Consider the following 16,097-nt stretch of genomic DNA (forward strand, 5'->3'; position numbering starts at 1 on the left):
GAGGGGAGGGAATCAGGCTTCGAGCGGCGGCGCGTGCGGCGCATGCGAGACCAGCGGCCGCCCGGCGAGCTTGCGCAGGGCGACGTAGAACACCGGGGTGAGGAAGAGGCCGAACAGGGTCACGCCGAGCATGCCGGCGAACACGGTGATGCCGGTGACCGAGCGGACCTCGGCGCCTGCGCCTTGCGACAGCACCAGCGGCACCGTGCCGGCGATGAACGCGACCGAAGTCATCACGATCGGGCGCAGGCGCAGGCGGCAGGCCTCCAGCGCGGCCTCGACCACGCCCTTGCCCTGCAATTCCAGTTCCCGCGCGAACTCCACGATCAGGATTGCGTTCTTGCAAGCCAAGCCCATCAGCACGACCAGGCCGACCTGCACGAACACGTTGTTGTCGCCACCGGTCAGCCACACCCCGAACAGCGCGGACAACAAGGTCATCGGCACGATGAGGATCACCGCCAGCGGCAGCGTCCAGCTCTCGTAGAGCGCGGCCAGCACCAGGAAGGCGAGAAGCACCGCGAGCGGGAAGACCACCAGCGCGGCATTGCCCTGGGTTGCCTGCTGGTAGCTCAGGTCGCTCCAGTCGATGCCCATGCCGGGCGGCAACACCTTACCGGCCAGTTCGGTCACCTTGGCCATCGCTTCGCCGGACGACAGGACGCGCGGATCGGCATTGCCTAGCAGGTCCGCGGCCGGATAGCCGTTGAAGCGGATCACGGGGTCTGGCCCGTAGGTCTGGCGGATATCGACCATCGAACCGATCGGCACCATCTCGCCATGGGCGTTGCGCGTGCGCAGCTTGGCGATGTCGGACACGTCGTCGCGGAACGGCGCGTCGGCCTGCGCCACCACCTGCCAGGTGCGGCCGAACATGTTGAAGTCGTTGACGTAGGCCGACCCCAGGTAGGTCTGCAGGGTGTCGAACAGTTCGGTCAGCGGCACGCCCTGCGCCTTGGCTTTGGTCCGGTCCACTACTGCGTCCAATTGCGGCACGTTGGCCTGGTAGCTGGTGATCGGGTAGCCGAGGCCGGGCGTCTGCGCCGCCGCGCCCTGGAACGCCTGCACCGCGTTCTGCAATTCGCCGTAGCCCAGGCGGGTGCGGTCCTCGACGAACAGCGACCAGCCCGAACCGTTGCCCAAGCCCTGGATCGGCGGCGGCATGAAGGCGAAGGTGAAGCCTTCCTGGATGCCGGCGAACTTCTGGTTGAGCTCGGCCGTGATTTCCTCGGCGCTGCGCGAGCGTTCGCTGAACGGCTTGAGCGGGAAGAACACCACGCCGTTGTTCGGGGTATTTGTGAACTGCAGCGGGTTCAGACCGGGGAAGGCGACCTCGTGCTGGATGCCTTCGACGCCCTTCGCGATCGTAGCCATCTGCTTCAACACCGCATCGGTGCGCTCGATGGAGGCGCCTTCCGGCATCTTCACGCCGGCAATCAGGTACAGCTTGTCCTGTTCCGGGATGAACCCGGCCGGCACCGCCTTGAACATCAGGGCCGCGCCGACCAGCAGCACGGCGTACACCACGAACACCGCGCCACGGCGGCCCAGTGCACGGCCCACCGCGCCTTCATAGCGCTGCGAACTGCGCGTAAAGAAGCGGTTGAACGGACGGAACAGCCAGCCGAACAGGCGGTCGATCAGGCGCGAGGGTGCGTCCTTCGCCGCATCGCGCGGCTTCAGCAGCTTGGCGGCCAGCGCCGGCGACAGGGTCAGCGAATTGATCGCCGAGATCACCGTGGAGATCGCGATGGTCACCGCGAACTGCTTGTAGAACTGACCGGTGACGCCGCTGAGGAAGGCCATTGGGACGAACACCGCGCACAACACTAGTGCGATCGCGATGATCGGCCCGGAGACTTCGCGCATCGCCAGGTGCGCCGCCTGGAGCGGCGTCGCGCCGTGCTCGATGTGGCGCTCGACGTTCTCCACCACCACGATGGCGTCGTCGACCACGATGCCGATCGCCAGCACCAGTCCGAACAGGGTCAGGGTGTTGATCGAGTAGCCCAGCAGGTACAGGACCGCGAAGGTGCCCACTACCGACACCGGCACCGCCAGCAGCGGGATTATCGAGGCGCGCCAGGTCTGCAGGAACAGGATCACCACCAGCACGACCAGCAGGATGGCTTCCAGCAGCGTGGTCACCACCGACTTGATCGAATCGCGCACGAAGATCGTGGTGTCGTAGATCGACTGGATTTCCACGCCCGGCGGCAGGGTCGGGCGTAGTTCGTCCATCTTCGCCACCACCGCATCGCGGATCTGCAGGGCGTTGGCGCCAGGCGCTTGGAAGATGCCGATCGCGGCCGCGTTCTTGCCGTCCAGGCGCGCACGCAACGTGTAGTCGCCGGCAGCCAGTTCGATGCGGGCTACGTCGGCCAGTCGTACCACTTCGCTGTCGGCGCCGCTCTTGAGGACGATGTCGCCGAACTCCTTGGCCGTCTCCAGGCGGCCGCGTGCATTGATGGGCAGCAGGAAGTCGCTCTTGCCCGGCATCGGCTCCGCGCCGATCTGCCCGGCCGAGACCTGCACGTTCTGTTCGCGCACCGCGCGCAGCACGTCGCCGGCGGTCAGGCCGCGCGAGGCGATTTTGTCCGGGTCCAGCCACAGCCGCATCGCGTAGTCGCCGCCGCCGAACAACTGCGCGTCGCCGACGCCCGGAATCTTCGCCAGCGAATCCTTGACGTGCAGGCGCATGTAATTGCGCAGGTACAGCGAGTCGTAGCGGCCGTCCTCCGAGGTCAGGTGCACCACCATCAGGAACACTGGCGACTGCTTCTGGGTGGTGACGCCTTGCCGGCGTACGTCCTCGGGCAGGCGTGCGAGCGCCTGGGAGACGCGGTTCTGCACCTTGACCGTGGCCTCGTCCGGATCGGTGCCCGGGCGGAAGGTGACGGTGGTCTGCAGCACGCCGTCGGAACCGGCGACCGACTTGTAATACATCATGCCTTCGACGCCGTTGATCGCTTCCTCCAGCGGCGTGGCCACGGTTTCCGCGATCACCTTGGGATTGGCGCCGGGATATACGGTGCGCACCACCACCGAAGGCGGGACGACGTCGGGGTATTCACCGACCGGGAGCAACGGGACGGCGATCAGCCCCGCGGCGAAGATCACGATCGACAGCACCGCGGCGAAGATCGGTCGGTCGATGAAGAATTTGGAGAAGTTCATGGCCATCCTTCCTGCGGGCAAGCCGCGGGCGTGCCGCGCATAGGGCGGCGAATCAAAATCCGGTCCGCGACCTGCCCGTTTGGGGGAGGGGCAGGGCAGGTCGCGACCGGCGGGGAGGAGAAAAGATCAGCGTTGCGCGACGGCGGCCGCAGCTCCGGCACGGGTGGCAGCGCGCATCGCCACCACTTTGGGTGCCACCGGCATGCCGGGCATGAACACCTTCTGCAGGCCATTCACGATCACCTTGTCGCCGGGCTTGAGGCCGGAATCGACCACACGCAAGCCGTTGACCACCGGGCCCAGTGTCACGTCGCGCCGCTGCGCGGTATTGCCCGCGCCGAGCACGTAGAGGTATTTGCGATCCTGGTCGGTGAGCACCGCCTTGTCGTCCACCAGTAGCGCCTGCGCGGTGCCGGTCCCGGCCAGGCGCACGCGCGCGAACAGGCCCGGCATCAGGACACCGTCACGATTGGGGACGCGTGCGCGCGCACGGATCGTGCCGGTGCCCGGGTCCACCTGGTTGTCGACCGAGGCCACCGTGCCCGCGTGCGGATAGCCGTCTTCGCTGACCAGCCCGACCTGCACCGGATTGTGCGCGATGGCTTGCGCGCCAACGCCGGCCTGCTGGCCATATCGCAACCAGGCGCGTTCGTCGGCTTCGAAATCCACGTACACCGGATCCTGCGAAACCACGGTGGTCAGCAGGGTGGCGTCCGCCTGCGCGAGGTTGCCGGTGGTGACCAGCACGCGCCCGGCGCGGCCGTCGATGGGCGAACGCACTTCGGTGAACTGCAGGTCGAGCCGGGCCGCGGCGACCGCGGCTTCGGCGGCGCGCACCGCGGCATTGCCTTGCCGGCTGGCGGCCGTGCGGGCTTCGAAGTCCTCGCGCGAGATGGCCCTGGCTTCGATCAGGGTCCGGGCGCGCGCGTTCTGCGCGGCGGCCAGGCTGGCCTCGCTGCGGGCGCGTTCCAGTTGTGCCTGGGCCTGGTCAAGGGCAGCGCGGTAGGGGCGCGGATCGATCACATACAGCAGCTCGCCCTTGCGCACGTCCTGGCCTTCGACGAATGCCACGCGCTGCACGTAGCCGCTCACGCGCGGGCGCAGTTCGACCGAATCCACCGCGGATACCCGGCCGGTGAATTCGTCCCAGCGCTGCACGGGTTCGGACAGCACCGTGGCGACGCTCACTTGCGGGGCGGGCATCGCCGCCGACGGGGCGGCCTCGCTGCCGCAGGCCGCGAGTACCGCTGCGGCCAGGATGCCGAGCAGGGGTGTTGCGATGCCGTGGCGCCGGCGCTGCAGCGCATTCATTTCAAGGGGTTTCATGGGGAAGGCGTCCGGGAAGGAGAGGGGGAAGGGAGCGGATCGAGGCGAGCAGGGCGCGCGCATCACGCAGGTCGCGGACGGGCGGGTCGTCGGGGGTAAGGTCGGCCTTCGGGTGGTCAGTGCGGAAGTCGATGACTGGCGGGGTATGTGTGCGGCCCACATCCAGCATTGCCAGCGCGCGTTGGCCCACGGCGAACGCCTTTGGCCAGGCGCTGCCTGCCTGCGCGGTGTTCGACTCGGTATGCACGGGCGCATCGAGCGCCAGCAATTGCACGCGGACACCCTGGCCGGCGGCTTCGTCATGCAGGACTCGCACCATCATGCGCAGTGCCGCGGCGGCTATCGAGCAATGGCCGTAGCCCGCCCAGGGATAATCACCGCCGGGTCCACCGATCAGCACGTAGCTGCTGGTGCCATCGCGTGGGAGCAGCGGCAGGAGGTGGCGCGCCGCGAACAACTGTGGCATCAGGTCCTGGTCCAGCGTGTCGCGGAGCATGTCTGCCGGTTGGTCCAGCAGGCGCGCGCAGTCATGACGACCGCCAATGCTTGCGACAACGGCGGCAATGCCGGCACTAGCGTGTGCATGCACCCGGGCAGCCAGCTGCGCGGCATCGGCATCGCTGGTGATCGCTGCCGAGAGGGTGGCCAAGGTGGCGCCCTCGTGTCGCAGCTGCAATGCCTCGAGCGCGGCGGTGTCCTGATCGACCGCCAACACCGACCAACCGCCTTCAATCGCTGCCTGTACCACCCCGCTGCCGACGTTTCCGCCCGCGCCCAGCACCAACAGGGTCGGCGCGATTGTCCCGATTTCGATTATCCCGCTCACAGGAAAGATTCTCCCGTCGGTGGGATGGTGCCGCCGTTGCCGCCCCTCGCGAAGATCTTGTCTGCCCAGCGCAACAGGGCCGGGGAGGCCATCGCGACGAGTATCGCGGCCACGCCCCAGGCTATCGGCATGGGGGCGCCAAGTACTTGAACGATAAGGATGGCGGCCAGTGCAATCGCATCCAGGACCAGCAGTGCTACGAAGCTGGCGTAGGACAGCAGGCGGCGGGGAGAGGAGCGCATGGTGGTGGACCCGGCAGTGGCAACGGCGCCTACCTTAGGCCTGTAAACCGGACTTGATTAGTCCCGGATTAGGGGAATAATTGTCCATCAGGTGGGCCAATCGCTCATATCTCCCCGGAGTCACGCATGTCCCACGATCTCAACGACACCCTGATCTTCGTCAAGGTGGTGGAGCACGGCAGTTTCATCAGCGCGGCCAAGTCCCTGCGCCTGCCCAAGACCACGGTCAGCCGCAAGGTGCAGGAACTGGAAACACGGCTGGGCGCGCAACTATTGAACCGCACCACGCGCCGGCTCGGCCTGACCGAAGCCGGCAACGTGTATTTCGAACACTCCCAGCGGATCGCGCGCGACCTCAACGAAGCGGAGAGCGCGGTCAGCCAGTTGCAGGCCGGGCCGCGCGGTTGGCTGCGCTTCACTGCGCCGTATTCGATCGGCATCGACAAGATCGCGCCGCTGCTGGGCGAGTTCCACATGCGCCATCCCGAGGTGCGCGTGGAAATGTTGCTGTCGAACGAGCCGCTGGACCTGATCGGCAGCGAGATCGACGTCGCCCTGCGATTGGGCGCATTGCCCGATTCCTCCCTGGTGGCGCGCAAGCTGGGCACGCTCAACACGCAGGTGTATGCGGGCAGCGCCTACATCGCGCGCTACGGTGAGCCGCTGCATCCCGACGAGTTGCAGTACCACCGCACCCTCGCCATGCAGAAGAACCGCCACGGCAACGGCTTCCAATGGTCGCTGGACGACGGCAGCGGCAGGCGTAATTTCCCGATCCACCCGGTGCTGGTGGCCAACGATCCTGCCGCTCTGAAGGGCGCGTTGCTGTGCGGCGAGGGCGTGATCATCGCCGCCGACGTGATGGTCAAGCCGTTCGTGGAGCAGGGTTTCGTAAAGCGCGTGCTCGCAGGTTGGACCGGCGGCGAGTACGAACTGAACGCGGTGTTCCCGCGCGGGCATGCGCGCTCGCCGAAGGTACGCGCATTTGTCGATTTCCTGCTGGAGCGGTTGAACCTCGACATCGACTACATGTCAGCGCATTGTCCTTACTCGAAATGCGACGGCTCCGGCGTGGATGCAACTGGCGCAAGCCAGGATAGCGACGAGGAAGTCGGGAGACGCATCCTGGAAGTCGCGGCAGGCCACTGACGCTTGCTTGAGCGTTCGGTCGTTGATCGTGAACGCTCCGGACCCGTAGCAGGCGGTAGACAGGCTTGTTACACCATGGGACTGCGAACTAAGCTCAGCGCTAATGTCCTCGGGGAGGGGCTCCTATGACAGATCCATACCGGCGGTTGAGGCGGGAATTCCCGATCAGTTCCGCGCGGAAAGGCTATTTGGTCATCCTTGTCGCCTGCACGTTGTCTGTTGCATGTCAGTCGTACACAGCGGCCAAGGAGTCCTGGAAAGAGATCTACGTGCAGGCGAACCGTGCCTACGCGCGTGGGGACTACCCCGGAAGCATTGCGTTCGCGGATCGCGCCACACAACGCGCGCGAGAGGAGCAGGGCGACGCCAGCTTGGCTATTGCCCAGACGGTGACTCTTGCGGGCGCGGCGCACCTGGCACTTGGCCAATACAGCGCAGCGCAACTCAGTTTCGAGGAGGCGTTGCCCCGCATTGTGTCCTCACCCGCTTCCAGCGCCAAAGACCGATCCGCGGCCTATCACAATCTCGCGGAGGCATATCGCGAGCAGGGGCGCTACGACCGTGCCTTGCCCCTTTACCAGCAGGCGCTGGAGTCGGTTGAAGCGGCTCATGCTACCGACTCAAGGGAGGTCGCCGACGCTACCGCCGCATTGGCGCTGGCGCACCATAGCCAGGACGAACCGGACCGCGCTGAGCCCCTATATCGACGCGCGCTGTCGATCCTGGATCAGGAGGGTGTCGAAGACAGCCACCTCGCAGGATTGCTTGGCAACATGGCAGATCTCATGTGGAGGCTGGACCGAGTTGAAGAGGCCGAAGGTTTCGCGCTGCGCGCGCTGGCGATCGAAACGCGGGAGCTTGGTCCAGATCATCCCAGGATCGCCGGTCACCTGAATACGCTCGGTGTGATCTATGATCAGGGCAAGCGATATGACAGAGCACTTGAGTCGTATGCGCGTGCCTTGGCGATCCGCATCGAGGCACTGGGGCCAGACCATCCATTTGTTGCGACGACTCACAGCAACATCGCGGTCACGTGTGAAGCCCTGAAGCGCTACGACGAAGCGGAAGCGCACTTCGTCAAGGCAATCAGCATCTTTGAGTCGATTCCGGTCCGGAAGTCCGATGCCCAGGCCAATCGACGAGCGCTCGCCGCCATGTATCGTGCGACCAACCAGCCCTCGAAAGCCGAGGCCGTGGAAGTGCCCTCGAGCGAGTCTTGAGCGTCTGCTCTGCGCCGAAGACCGCGCGAGCCGAGTATCCAGGCGATGGCTCACGGCAGCACCACATAGCGTAGGGCGCCAAGCCGGAGGTGCCCGACACGACGTATATTCTCGGGGAAGGGGACGAATCATGGGCGCTTGGTCGCACAAGCCTTTCGGAAACAACGATGCACTGGACTGGGCAAGTGATCTCGCGCTCTTGCCGCAAGAGTCATGGCGTGCACACGTGACGGCCGCTCTCGAGGATTTCGAGTCCTTTGAGACTCGTCGTTCACTGGGCATGAACTTTGAGATCCGTACTCCTGAGGAAGCCCGATACCTGATTGGTTTGCTTGAAGCACCCGACGAGGAAATTACCCAGCTGATCATGGCGGGCGTCGGACGGGAGTACGAGGACATGGGGGACGGCCAAACCCTCACGCTGATTGCTGCTTCTCATGTGCTTTTATCGGCACTTACGGAAGATCGGACTGCGCTGCCCGACGAGTTGCGTGGAGCAAGCTTCGATTGCATCCGACCGGTCGAACCTTTGGCGCGTCAGGCCGCAGCGCTTCTTGCGCTTGTTCCAGCGAACCGTTCGCTCTGCCGGGAGTACGGCCCCACTTGGAAGCGTGGGGTCGCTGCGCTCGCCGACCGTTTGCGCGATTCCGCCAGAAGGGATTCCGCTGGCGGATTGAAATTCTCGAGACACGCATCCAAAAGAGCGAGCAGTCCATGGGACCCGGATTTAAGCTACGCCCATGAGCATCCTCCTCACCGACTTTGCCCGCCCCCGCCTGTTCCCCCGCGAGCCGCGCCGCAACACCATCCAGGACATCACCCCCGAGGAGTTCGAACGCCACCTCAACGAGGTGCCGCCGCTGAAGGTGCTGGATGGCTACGCGCCGTTCTGCAAGTTGCACGTGCACCGCAACTGGACGTCCACGCGCTGCCTGGCGGTTTCCATCACCGAGGCCAACCGGCACTTGCTGCGCTCGGACTACGAAGCGCGCACCAAGGACGAACTGCCGGTGCTGGTGCGCTGGTTCGAGGGCCTGGAGCCGCCGGTGGCGGCCTACCTCATCGTCATCCTCTACAGCCGCGAGCAGCTGGCCAAGGAGGGCACGGTGATCGAAGCCGACTGGGGGGTTGTCGGCTGCATGTACACAGCAGAGCCGGAAGAGACGCCCATGGCACCGGTCACCATGATGCGCAACGCACTCGGCGTGGCGGAGGGCGGTTCAGGCGTGCCGCTGGACCGGCGCGCTTATGCGCGCAGCGTGGAGTTTTGGCGGACCCACGCCAATTGGCGGGGGTAGGCCAGCCCTGCATCCGGATGATGGCGGGCGCCGTCTTGGTGTCGCCCATGGTGGCGCTGGCCGAAGGTCCCGTATTCAGCGTGTTTGGCGGACGCGAGGCCTCGGTATCCGGCGAAGTGCACGACGGCGCCGTGGCGCCGGTCGCTGACCTGGGCCCGCTGAACCCGACCCTGGCCGGCGGAACTGCGCATCCAGTCCCGCGACTACGACGAGATCTGCGACGACGCCAACACCATGGGCTTGCGCCTGGCGTGGGAAAACGGCAACGGCCAGTGGTTCGGCACCCTGCGCAGGACCACTGCCGACGGTGGACAGGGGCAGGTGGGTGGGGCGTTTGTGCCGGCATTGAACACTACGTTGCCCGTGTACGGCCGCTTTGGTGACTACAAGGCAATGGCCCTGGAAGGCGGCTATCGGCATGCCTTTGGCAGCGGGGGGGTGCGGCCCTACGTGGGTGGCCGGGTGGGCGCGACGCGCATCGACGAGATCCGCGCCACGTTTACCATTCCCGATGCGGCCATCGCGCTCAACAACGTCGCGTTCTATGAAAGCGGTTGGGTGGCGAGCGCGGGCGTGGACGCCGGCGTGGAATGGCGGTTGGGCGAGTCCGCCAACCTGGGGTTGCAGGTCAGCGCCGAGTACCACGGCGACCTGAAAGGACGACGACAGCAGCATCGGCGGCCTGGGCCTGGGGTCCATCAATGACACCGGCAGCCGCCTGGCGATTCCGGTGCAATTGGCCTTTGGCTGGACGTTCTGAGCCTACGCGGGGCAGGGCGGGGGCGTGTGGCCCCCCCCCCGGTGCAAGGGGCGGACGGGGCGGATCAAGGCGTGGTGGGGCAGATCCGGCTCCGATTCGGCGTGACCGCCCCGGGGGCGCGCCTCCGGCTCAGGAAGGCCCATCCTGCATCCGCTGCACCCGCGCACGGTACGCATGCACGTTGTTGCCCGGGACACTCGTCGCCCGCGTCCCCTTCACCTCATCCACCTTCGTGTCCTGCTCCGCACCGGTCACGGGCTTGGCATCAACCTGGGTCTCGCGTTCGAAGGCGTGCGATTTGTCAGTGTTCCGGTAATACCGGTACAGCAGCCAGTAAAGCCCGGCACCGCCGGCGGGGCCCAGCAGCAGTAGAAACAGCCCGCCGTCTTCGCTCATGACGAGTACCCCAGGATCCAGAGTGCGATGCCTTCAAGGAAGGTGCCGACGGTGATCGCGACCGTCAGCAGTTTCCACTGCTGCACGGGGACGCTGCCCATGGTCTCGCCGGTGCGGCCGTTCACCGCGATGTAGTGCAGCATGCCGCCGTTGCGGCCGGGCTGGTGGTACGAGTACAGCCACACCGGCAGGTACATGGACACCCAGCGGGTGCCGTGCACGTCCAGCCCTTCGCGCTCCCAGCGCACACCGCGGTCAAAGCGGCGCACCGAGGGCGCGACCTGGCAGCGGGCAATGGACAGCAGCTGGTCTTCCAGCCGCGGGTGCAGGTGCTCCACATCGCGGTCGCGCTTTTCCGAGCTGAAGCCGACCAGGTAGGACGCGTTCCACTTCACGGCGTTCTTGGTATCGAACGGCAGGATGGTGTTGATGATGTTGTTGGTATTGACACCGGTGTCCAGGTTGTCGCGCTCGCCGGACGATTCCAGCGGAAGGTCGTCCACGGTGAAGTCCACGTGCCGGACCACCCGGTACACGTCGGCGTCGTAGTAGGTTTTCTTCTTGTCCCCGGTGCCCTGGGTGTATCGGCGCGTCTCGATCTCGCCTACGCCCTCGACGTCGGCACTCGCCTTGCCGTCGACGATCATGTACGGCAGGTAGACACCGATGACGTTCTCGGGCGTGAATTGTTCCTTGAATTCCTTCAGGGCGAACAGCCGGCGCTTGTCCACGAACTGGCGGATGCGCGCGACCGCGTCCTCCTTCCTGATGCGGAACGGCAACACCGCGTCGGGGACGGCGCCGTTTGCCACCTGCTCGTTGACGCCGAACACGTGGCGGCACCAGTGGCAGCGCGCGGTCATCGCGTTTTCGGTGTTGATCGTGACTTCGGCGCCGCAGCCGGTGCAATGGAAGGTCATCAGGCTGGCGGCATCGACCTCGATGTTGCGCGCGCCGGACGCAATGACCGTGCCGGTCAGCTCGTCGATGCCGGTGCCGAGGCCGAATTCCTCCTCCACGCGCTGGCCATGCCATTCGTTGCGGCAGTACAGGCACACCAGCAGGTCGCTGCCGGGTTTGTGGCGAATGTCGGTGGCGCCACATTTCGGGCAGCGGTTGAGGCCGTCCTTCAGTTCTTCGGCGGACGTGTCGATGGCCACCGGATCCGGCGCCAGCAACTCATCGCGGATCGGCGGCGGCAGGGTGGCAGGGTCGATGGGCGTGCTGCCGGGCTGCGGCGGCACGTCCCGCGGCGACCCCGGGCCGGTGAAGGGTGGCACGGGGGGCGGGTTGCTAGGGTTGGGCATGGTGGTAGGACGACGCGCGGTTTACAGGCCCAACGCCTTGGCCTTGAGCGCGTCGTAATCGGCTTGGGTGATCAGGCCGAGTTCGAGCATCTCCTTGGCCTTCTTCAACTTGGCGACCGGGTCGTCGGCGGCCGGTGCGGGCGGTGCCACGGGCTGCTGCAGGCTGCCGACGCCCATCATCCCCGTCGCCATGCCCACGCCCACCAGACCCGCCGCGCCGCCATTCTCCCCCGCGGACTGGATGCCTTGGGCCACGCTGGCCTGCAGGTTGGCGTTGCCGCGCGAACCGGTCAGCGCGTCGGCCCGCTGCACGGTCTTGAGCAGTTCCCGGGTGTTGGGGTCGTATTCGATGGAGACGATGGCGGTCTTGACGATGGCCAGGCCGCGCTCCGACCTCCACTGATAGGCGTTCTCCACTGCATCGGACAGGCTCTTGGCGAACCCGACCGAGTCCTGCTGCAGCTTGGTGATGCGATTGCCCTTGCCGGGATCGTTGGTGTACAGGCTGAAGGCCGGCGCGAGCGACGCGACCACCTCGTTGAACAGCTGGCTGGCGGCGGCGTTGTCGATGTCGGTGAAGTCGAAGACCATGCCCGGCTGCAGGTGCGAAGCGGGCACGAAGTTCTTCACGAACAGGATCGGGTCGACGATCTTCAACGTGTAGGAGCCGCGCGTGACGGCGCCAACCTGGGTGTTGAGGAAACCGTCGTCCCAGTAGATTTCGGACTGCGTTCCGAAGCGATTGTCGGGCAGTTCCTTCAGCGAAACGAAGAAGGCCGCCTGCTGGGAACCTGGCTGGCCACCGAACTTGAAACGCTCCCAGCTCTGCTTGATGAGCGGGTCGACGAGGCCATCCCCCGCGAAAATCGACTTGGAGTTGAGATCGTCCGAGCGCCATTCGTAACCGCCCGGCTCCGCGGCGAAGCCGGTGATCTTGCCGTCCTGGAACAGCAGCAGACCGTAACCCTCGGGGACGACGATCTTCGACCCGTTGGTGATGATGTTGGAGGAGGCGCTTGTATTCGAGCCGCGTCCGGCATTGGTGCCTCGGGGCACTGCGGCGAACAGTGCCGCGGTTGGCGGGAGACCGTCCGGGACCGTGTAGAAGTCCTTCCACTGGTCGCCGAACATGCCGCCGACCGAACCCACCACCGCCTGCACAAGACCCATGACATCTCTCCCTGATTCGTGGCCGGGCAGTGTGCCCGCCATGCGCGACAAACTACACTTTCCCGGAAGGCATGGCCACGATCGTGCTGGTGCGTGGCCCACGCTGCGGGCGCGTCTGGTACCGTGGATTTCGTATCCGCGTTTGCGGAGTAACTAAACGACGTGCTTCTGCGAACGAACCCATCGCCTTGATCCGTCGTGAACGTTGCGGGTGCTAACAGGTGTGGCCTCGCCCGCAGCCATCGCCCGCTCCCATGGAAACCAACGAACTCCACCGCGGCCGCCTCATCGACCACATCCAACTGGTCGTTCGCGACCTCAAGGCCAGCCGCGCCTTCTACGCCGCGGTGTTCGAGGTGTTGCGGGTGCCGATGGGCGGCGAGGGCGAGGGCTTCTTCTGGGCCGACGAACTCTTCGTATCCACCGCGGACGGTGAGGCTGCGCAGGGCCGGCTGACGGGCCCCTCGCACCTGGCGTTCCAGGCTGCCGACCGCGCGATGGTCGATGCCTTCCACAAGGTCGCGCTCGCGCACGGCGGCAGGGACAACGGCGCCCCCGGCGAGCGCCCTTACCACCCCGGCTACTACGCGGCCTTTGCGCTCGACCCCGACGGCAACAACATCGAGGCCGTGTACCACGGTGCGGCGAAGCGGAGCGCGGCGTCGGTCAGGGTCACGTTCTGAGCGTAGCGTCACCCGTCTCAGCCGCGCCGTGCCGCTTCAATGGCGGCGATATCAATTTTCCGCATCTGCATCATCGCGTTGAAGACCCGCTTGGCCGCGGCGCGGTCGGGGCCGGTAACCGCTTCCATCAGCACGCGTGGCGCAATCTGCCATGACACGCCCCACTTGTCCTTGCACCAGCTGCACTCGCTTTCCTGGCCGCCGTTGCTGACGATGGCGTTCCACAGGCGGTCCGTTTCGGCCTGGTCCTCGGTCACCACCTGGAACGAGAACGCTTCGTTGTGCTGCACGCCCGGGCCGCCATTCAGGCCGATACAGGGGAGCCCCATGACGGTGAACTCCACCATCAACGCATCGCCCTCCTTGCCGGCAGGGTAGTCGCCGGGGGCGCGGTGCACGGCCCCCACGGTGCTGTCCGGGAAGGTGCGCGCGTAGAACTCGGCCGCCTCCAGGGCGGTGCCGTCGTACCAGAGGCAGAGGGTGTTCTTGCTGGTCATATCGGGTCTCCCGTGTAGGTAAATCCATCCATGCGACGGATGAGGGGGCCCGGAATCGACAGCTTCCAACGCCGCTCCCGCGGAACGGGCCGGGGAGGTCGGCGACGAGTACCGGAGCCCCTCTGTGCCCTTCGCGTGGGCGTCGGACACGTCATGTTCCCGCCTGGTTCCGGCCCGTCTTCTGCCGCTACGCAGCAGTATGTGTGACGCTGTCCACAGTTCCCATCCCCGTTCAGAGCGATCCACTACTCCGTGCCTCTCGCCGGCTGAACAGCGGATTCTGGCTGCAAAACGCCCCGCAGCTTCAACGCGGAGGGACTCAAACGACGCACAGCCGCACGCACGCATTGTTGCAATCCGGATTTGTCGCTACGGTTGAACCGGACCGGTTCTGCGCCGGTCACATCCCGGCAGGAAGGGCGCCCGTTACAGCTGGGCGACAGGATGCGCGCCGGGTGTCGGCAGGGGTGCCGACGCATCGCCAATCGCTATTTCAATCATTTCGGGGAAAGATTCAGATGTCGAAGTCGCACAAGTTGCACCAGCGCGCGCTGGCCACTGCCATGGCCGTGGCGCTGACCGCCGGATTTGCCGGTTCCGCCGCAGCCGCCGGGCGCGTCGATACCGCCGGCCTGAACTCGGCTGACCAGACCAGCTTTGATCGCTTCATCGTCAAGTACCGCGCCGGCACCACTGCCGCTGCGCAGCAGTCCAACCTGGCCAACGCCGCCAAGGGCCATGCCAACGCCCTGTCGGTCGGTCGCGTGCGTTCGCTGTCGGTTGGCGGCGAAGTCGTCCAGACCAACCGCGGCCTGGATCGCGTGGAAGCCGAAAGCCTGATGCGCCAGATCGCCGCCGACCCGAACGTCGAGTACGTCGAGGTCGACCGCCTCATGAAGGCGCTGATGACCCCGAACGACACCCACTACGGCACTTACCTGTGGGGCCTGCAGAGCGGCACTCCCGGCATCCGCGCCGACCAGGCCTGGAACACCACCAACGGCAACGGCGTGGTCGTCGCGGTGCTTGACACCGGTTACACCGACCACAGCGACCTCCTCGGCAACATCCTGCAGGGCTATGACTTCATCAGCAGCAGCACTGTCGCCGGTGATGGCAACGGCCGCGATGCGGATGCGCACGACCCGGGCGACTACGGCCGTGGCAAGAACTCCAGCTGGCACGGCACCCACGTGGCCGGCACGGTCGCCGCGGTGGGCAACAACAACCTCGGTGTGATTGGCGTGGCCTACGGCGCGAAGGTGGTCCCGGTCCGCGTGCTGGGTCGTGGCGGCGGCTACACCTCTGACATCGTCGACGGCATCACCTGGTCGTCGGGTGGCACCGTGGCCGGCGTGCCGGCCAACGCCAACCCGGCTGAGGTCATCAACATGTCGCTGGGCGGCAGCGGTACGTGTTCCACCACCTACCAGAACGCCATCAACGCCGCCGTGGCCCGTGGCACCACCGTGGTGGTGGCCGCCGGCAACGACAACGCCGATGCGTCCGGCTTCACCCCGGCCAGCTGCGGCAACGTGATCAACGTCGCCGCGACCAAGAACACCGGCACCCGCGCCAGCTACTCCAACTACGGCAGCACGATCGACGTGGCCGCTCCGGGCGGCGACAGCCCGGACTGCACCACGCTGATCGTGTCGACCGGCAACTCCGGCACGAAGAGCCCGTCGACCGAGAACTACATGTGCATGGCCGGTACCTCGATGGCGGCGCCGCACGTGGCCGGTACGGTCGCACTGATGCAGGCCGTGCGCCCCACGCCCCTGACGCCGGCGCAGGTGGAATCGATCCTGAAGAGCACGTTGCGCGCCTTCCCGGGCGCCAACGACAAGGCGATCGGCAACGGCATCATCGATGCGGCGGCTGCCGTGTCGGCGGCTGCAGCGTACTGATCCGAAACAGCTAGTCGAGTACGACAGGAACCCCGGCTTCGGCCGGGGTTTTTGTTTGCGGTGGGCGGCCTCAGGCCAGATATCGCTAAAACCATGCCAAGGTCGGCTCCCACGCCAGGTGGGCCGGGGCCGT

14 protein-coding genes are annotated in these 16,097 nt (G+C 66.1%); 6 read left to right on the forward strand and 8 right to left on the reverse strand.

Annotated elements, in window-relative coordinates:
- Positions 1-12: 12 nt before the first annotated feature.
- The 4 genes from AC3ARF_RS05830 to AC3ARF_RS05845 all read right to left on the reverse strand — a co-directional run bounded on the left by AC3ARF_RS05830 (position 13) and on the right by AC3ARF_RS05845 (position 5,571).
- Positions 13-3,177 carry an efflux RND transporter permease subunit gene (locus tag AC3ARF_RS05830; protein ID WP_498931121.1) on the reverse strand — a complete coding sequence of 1,055 codons (3,165 nt, stop codon included), beginning with the start codon at positions 3,175-3,177 and terminating at the stop codon, positions 13-15.
- A 126-nt stretch (positions 3,178-3,303) separates the two neighbouring features.
- Positions 3,304-4,488 carry an efflux RND transporter periplasmic adaptor subunit gene (locus AC3ARF_RS05835; RefSeq protein WP_498931777.1) on the reverse strand — a complete coding sequence of 395 codons (1,185 nt, stop codon included), beginning with the start codon at positions 4,486-4,488 and terminating at the stop codon, positions 3,304-3,306.
- 1 nt (position 4,489) lies between these two features.
- On the reverse strand, positions 4,490-5,329 hold the full coding sequence (locus tag AC3ARF_RS05840) for an SDR family oxidoreductase (protein WP_498931123.1): 840 nt from the start codon (positions 5,327-5,329) through the stop codon (positions 4,490-4,492).
- Positions 5,326-5,571 (reverse strand): hypothetical protein, encoded by a 246-nt coding sequence (locus AC3ARF_RS05845; protein WP_498931125.1) that lies wholly within the window; start codon positions 5,569-5,571, stop codon positions 5,326-5,328. Before AC3ARF_RS05845 ends, AC3ARF_RS05840 begins: the two co-directional genes overlap by 4 nt.
- A gap of 126 nt (positions 5,572-5,697) precedes the next feature.
- Between AC3ARF_RS05845 and AC3ARF_RS05850 the strand changes: the two genes are divergently transcribed.
- The 4 genes from AC3ARF_RS05850 (at position 5,698) to AC3ARF_RS05865 (ending at position 9,946) form a co-directional block, all read left to right on the forward strand.
- Positions 5,698-6,720, forward strand: a complete 1,023-nt coding sequence (locus AC3ARF_RS05850; RefSeq protein WP_498931127.1) for a LysR family transcriptional regulator — start codon at positions 5,698-5,700, stop codon at positions 6,718-6,720.
- A gap of 125 nt (positions 6,721-6,845) precedes the next feature.
- Entirely contained in the window at positions 6,846-7,943 is a 1,098-nt protein-coding gene (locus tag AC3ARF_RS05855; protein WP_498931129.1) for a tetratricopeptide repeat protein, read from the forward strand.
- A gap of 740 nt (positions 7,944-8,683) precedes the next feature.
- The gene (locus AC3ARF_RS05860) at positions 8,684-9,241 is read left to right on the forward strand and encodes a DUF3228 family protein (RefSeq protein WP_498931131.1); all 558 of its coding nucleotides are present in this window, start codon (positions 8,684-8,686) and stop codon (positions 9,239-9,241) included.
- Positions 9,242-9,475: 234 nt separating this feature from the next.
- Complete coding sequence (locus AC3ARF_RS05865; RefSeq protein WP_498931133.1) at positions 9,476-9,946, forward strand: hypothetical protein; 471 nt, start codon at positions 9,476-9,478, stop codon at positions 9,944-9,946.
- Between the two features lie 184 nt (positions 9,947-10,130).
- Here the strand turns inward: AC3ARF_RS05865 and AC3ARF_RS05870 are convergent, their stop codons facing one another.
- From AC3ARF_RS05870 to AC3ARF_RS05880, 3 genes are read right to left on the reverse strand one after another with little or no spacing between them, the layout of a single operon-like run.
- Positions 10,131-10,397, reverse strand: coding sequence for a hypothetical protein (locus AC3ARF_RS05870; protein ID WP_498931135.1), 267 nt, complete (start codon positions 10,395-10,397; stop codon positions 10,131-10,133).
- The gene (locus tag AC3ARF_RS05875; RefSeq protein ID WP_498931136.1) at positions 10,394-11,704 is read right to left on the reverse strand and encodes a TFIIB-type zinc ribbon-containing protein; all 1,311 of its coding nucleotides are present in this window, start codon (positions 11,702-11,704) and stop codon (positions 10,394-10,396) included. Before AC3ARF_RS05875 ends, AC3ARF_RS05870 begins: the two co-directional genes overlap by 4 nt.
- Positions 11,705-11,725: 21 nt before the next feature.
- Positions 11,726-12,874 carry an SPFH domain-containing protein gene (locus AC3ARF_RS05880; protein WP_498931138.1) on the reverse strand — a complete coding sequence of 383 codons (1,149 nt, stop codon included), beginning with the start codon at positions 12,872-12,874 and terminating at the stop codon, positions 11,726-11,728.
- Positions 12,875-13,128: 254 nt separating this feature from the next.
- On the opposite strand from AC3ARF_RS05880, the gene AC3ARF_RS05885 reads away from it, so the two are divergent.
- Positions 13,129-13,557, forward strand: a complete 429-nt coding sequence (locus AC3ARF_RS05885; protein ID WP_498931140.1) for a VOC family protein — start codon at positions 13,129-13,131, stop codon at positions 13,555-13,557.
- A 17-nt stretch (positions 13,558-13,574) separates the two neighbouring features.
- On the opposite strand, the gene AC3ARF_RS05890 is transcribed toward AC3ARF_RS05885, so the two are convergent.
- The gene (locus AC3ARF_RS05890; protein WP_498931142.1) at positions 13,575-14,054 is read right to left on the reverse strand and encodes a VOC family protein; all 480 of its coding nucleotides are present in this window, start codon (positions 14,052-14,054) and stop codon (positions 13,575-13,577) included.
- A gap of 518 nt (positions 14,055-14,572) precedes the next feature.
- On the opposite strand from AC3ARF_RS05890, the gene AC3ARF_RS05895 reads away from it, so the two are divergent.
- A complete protein-coding gene (locus AC3ARF_RS05895) occupies positions 14,573-15,964 on the forward strand; it encodes a S8 family peptidase (RefSeq protein WP_498931143.1) in 1,392 nt (463 codons plus the stop codon).
- The last annotated feature ends 133 nt before the right edge of the window (positions 15,965-16,097 follow it).

Source organism: Lysobacter sp. KACC 24251 (genome assembly GCF_057747755.1).

What these genes read in the sequence shown, in the direction of transcription:
- AC3ARF_RS05870 (WP_498931135.1), bottom strand. Translation starts at nt 10,397, where the DNA reads ATGAGCGAAGACGGCGGGCTGTTTCTACTGCTGCTGGGCCCCGCCGGC.
- AC3ARF_RS05835 (WP_498931777.1), bottom strand. Translation starts at nt 4,488, where the DNA reads ATGAATGCGCTGCAGCGCCGGCGCCACGGCATCGCAACACCCCTGCTC.
- AC3ARF_RS05845 (WP_498931125.1), bottom strand. Translation starts at nt 5,571, where the DNA reads ATGCGCTCCTCTCCCCGCCGCCTGCTGTCCTACGCCAGCTTCGTAGCA.
- AC3ARF_RS05890 (WP_498931142.1), bottom strand. Translation starts at nt 14,054, where the DNA reads ATGACCAGCAAGAACACCCTCTGCCTCTGGTACGACGGCACCGCCCTG.
- AC3ARF_RS05860 (WP_498931131.1), top strand. Translation starts at nt 8,684, where the DNA reads ATGAGCATCCTCCTCACCGACTTTGCCCGCCCCCGCCTGTTCCCCCGC.
- AC3ARF_RS05865 (WP_498931133.1), top strand. Translation starts at nt 9,476, where the DNA reads ATGGGCTTGCGCCTGGCGTGGGAAAACGGCAACGGCCAGTGGTTCGGC.
- AC3ARF_RS05880 (WP_498931138.1), bottom strand. Translation starts at nt 12,874, where the DNA reads ATGGGTCTTGTGCAGGCGGTGGTGGGTTCGGTCGGCGGCATGTTCGGC.
- AC3ARF_RS05875 (WP_498931136.1), bottom strand. Translation starts at nt 11,704, where the DNA reads ATGCCCAACCCTAGCAACCCGCCCCCCGTGCCACCCTTCACCGGCCCG.
- AC3ARF_RS05855 (WP_498931129.1), top strand. Translation starts at nt 6,846, where the DNA reads ATGACAGATCCATACCGGCGGTTGAGGCGGGAATTCCCGATCAGTTCC.
- AC3ARF_RS05895 (WP_498931143.1), top strand. Translation starts at nt 14,573, where the DNA reads ATGTCGAAGTCGCACAAGTTGCACCAGCGCGCGCTGGCCACTGCCATG.
- AC3ARF_RS05850 (WP_498931127.1), top strand. Translation starts at nt 5,698, where the DNA reads ATGTCCCACGATCTCAACGACACCCTGATCTTCGTCAAGGTGGTGGAG.
- AC3ARF_RS05830 (WP_498931121.1), bottom strand. Translation starts at nt 3,177, where the DNA reads ATGAACTTCTCCAAATTCTTCATCGACCGACCGATCTTCGCCGCGGTG.
- AC3ARF_RS05885 (WP_498931140.1), top strand. Translation starts at nt 13,129, where the DNA reads ATGGAAACCAACGAACTCCACCGCGGCCGCCTCATCGACCACATCCAA.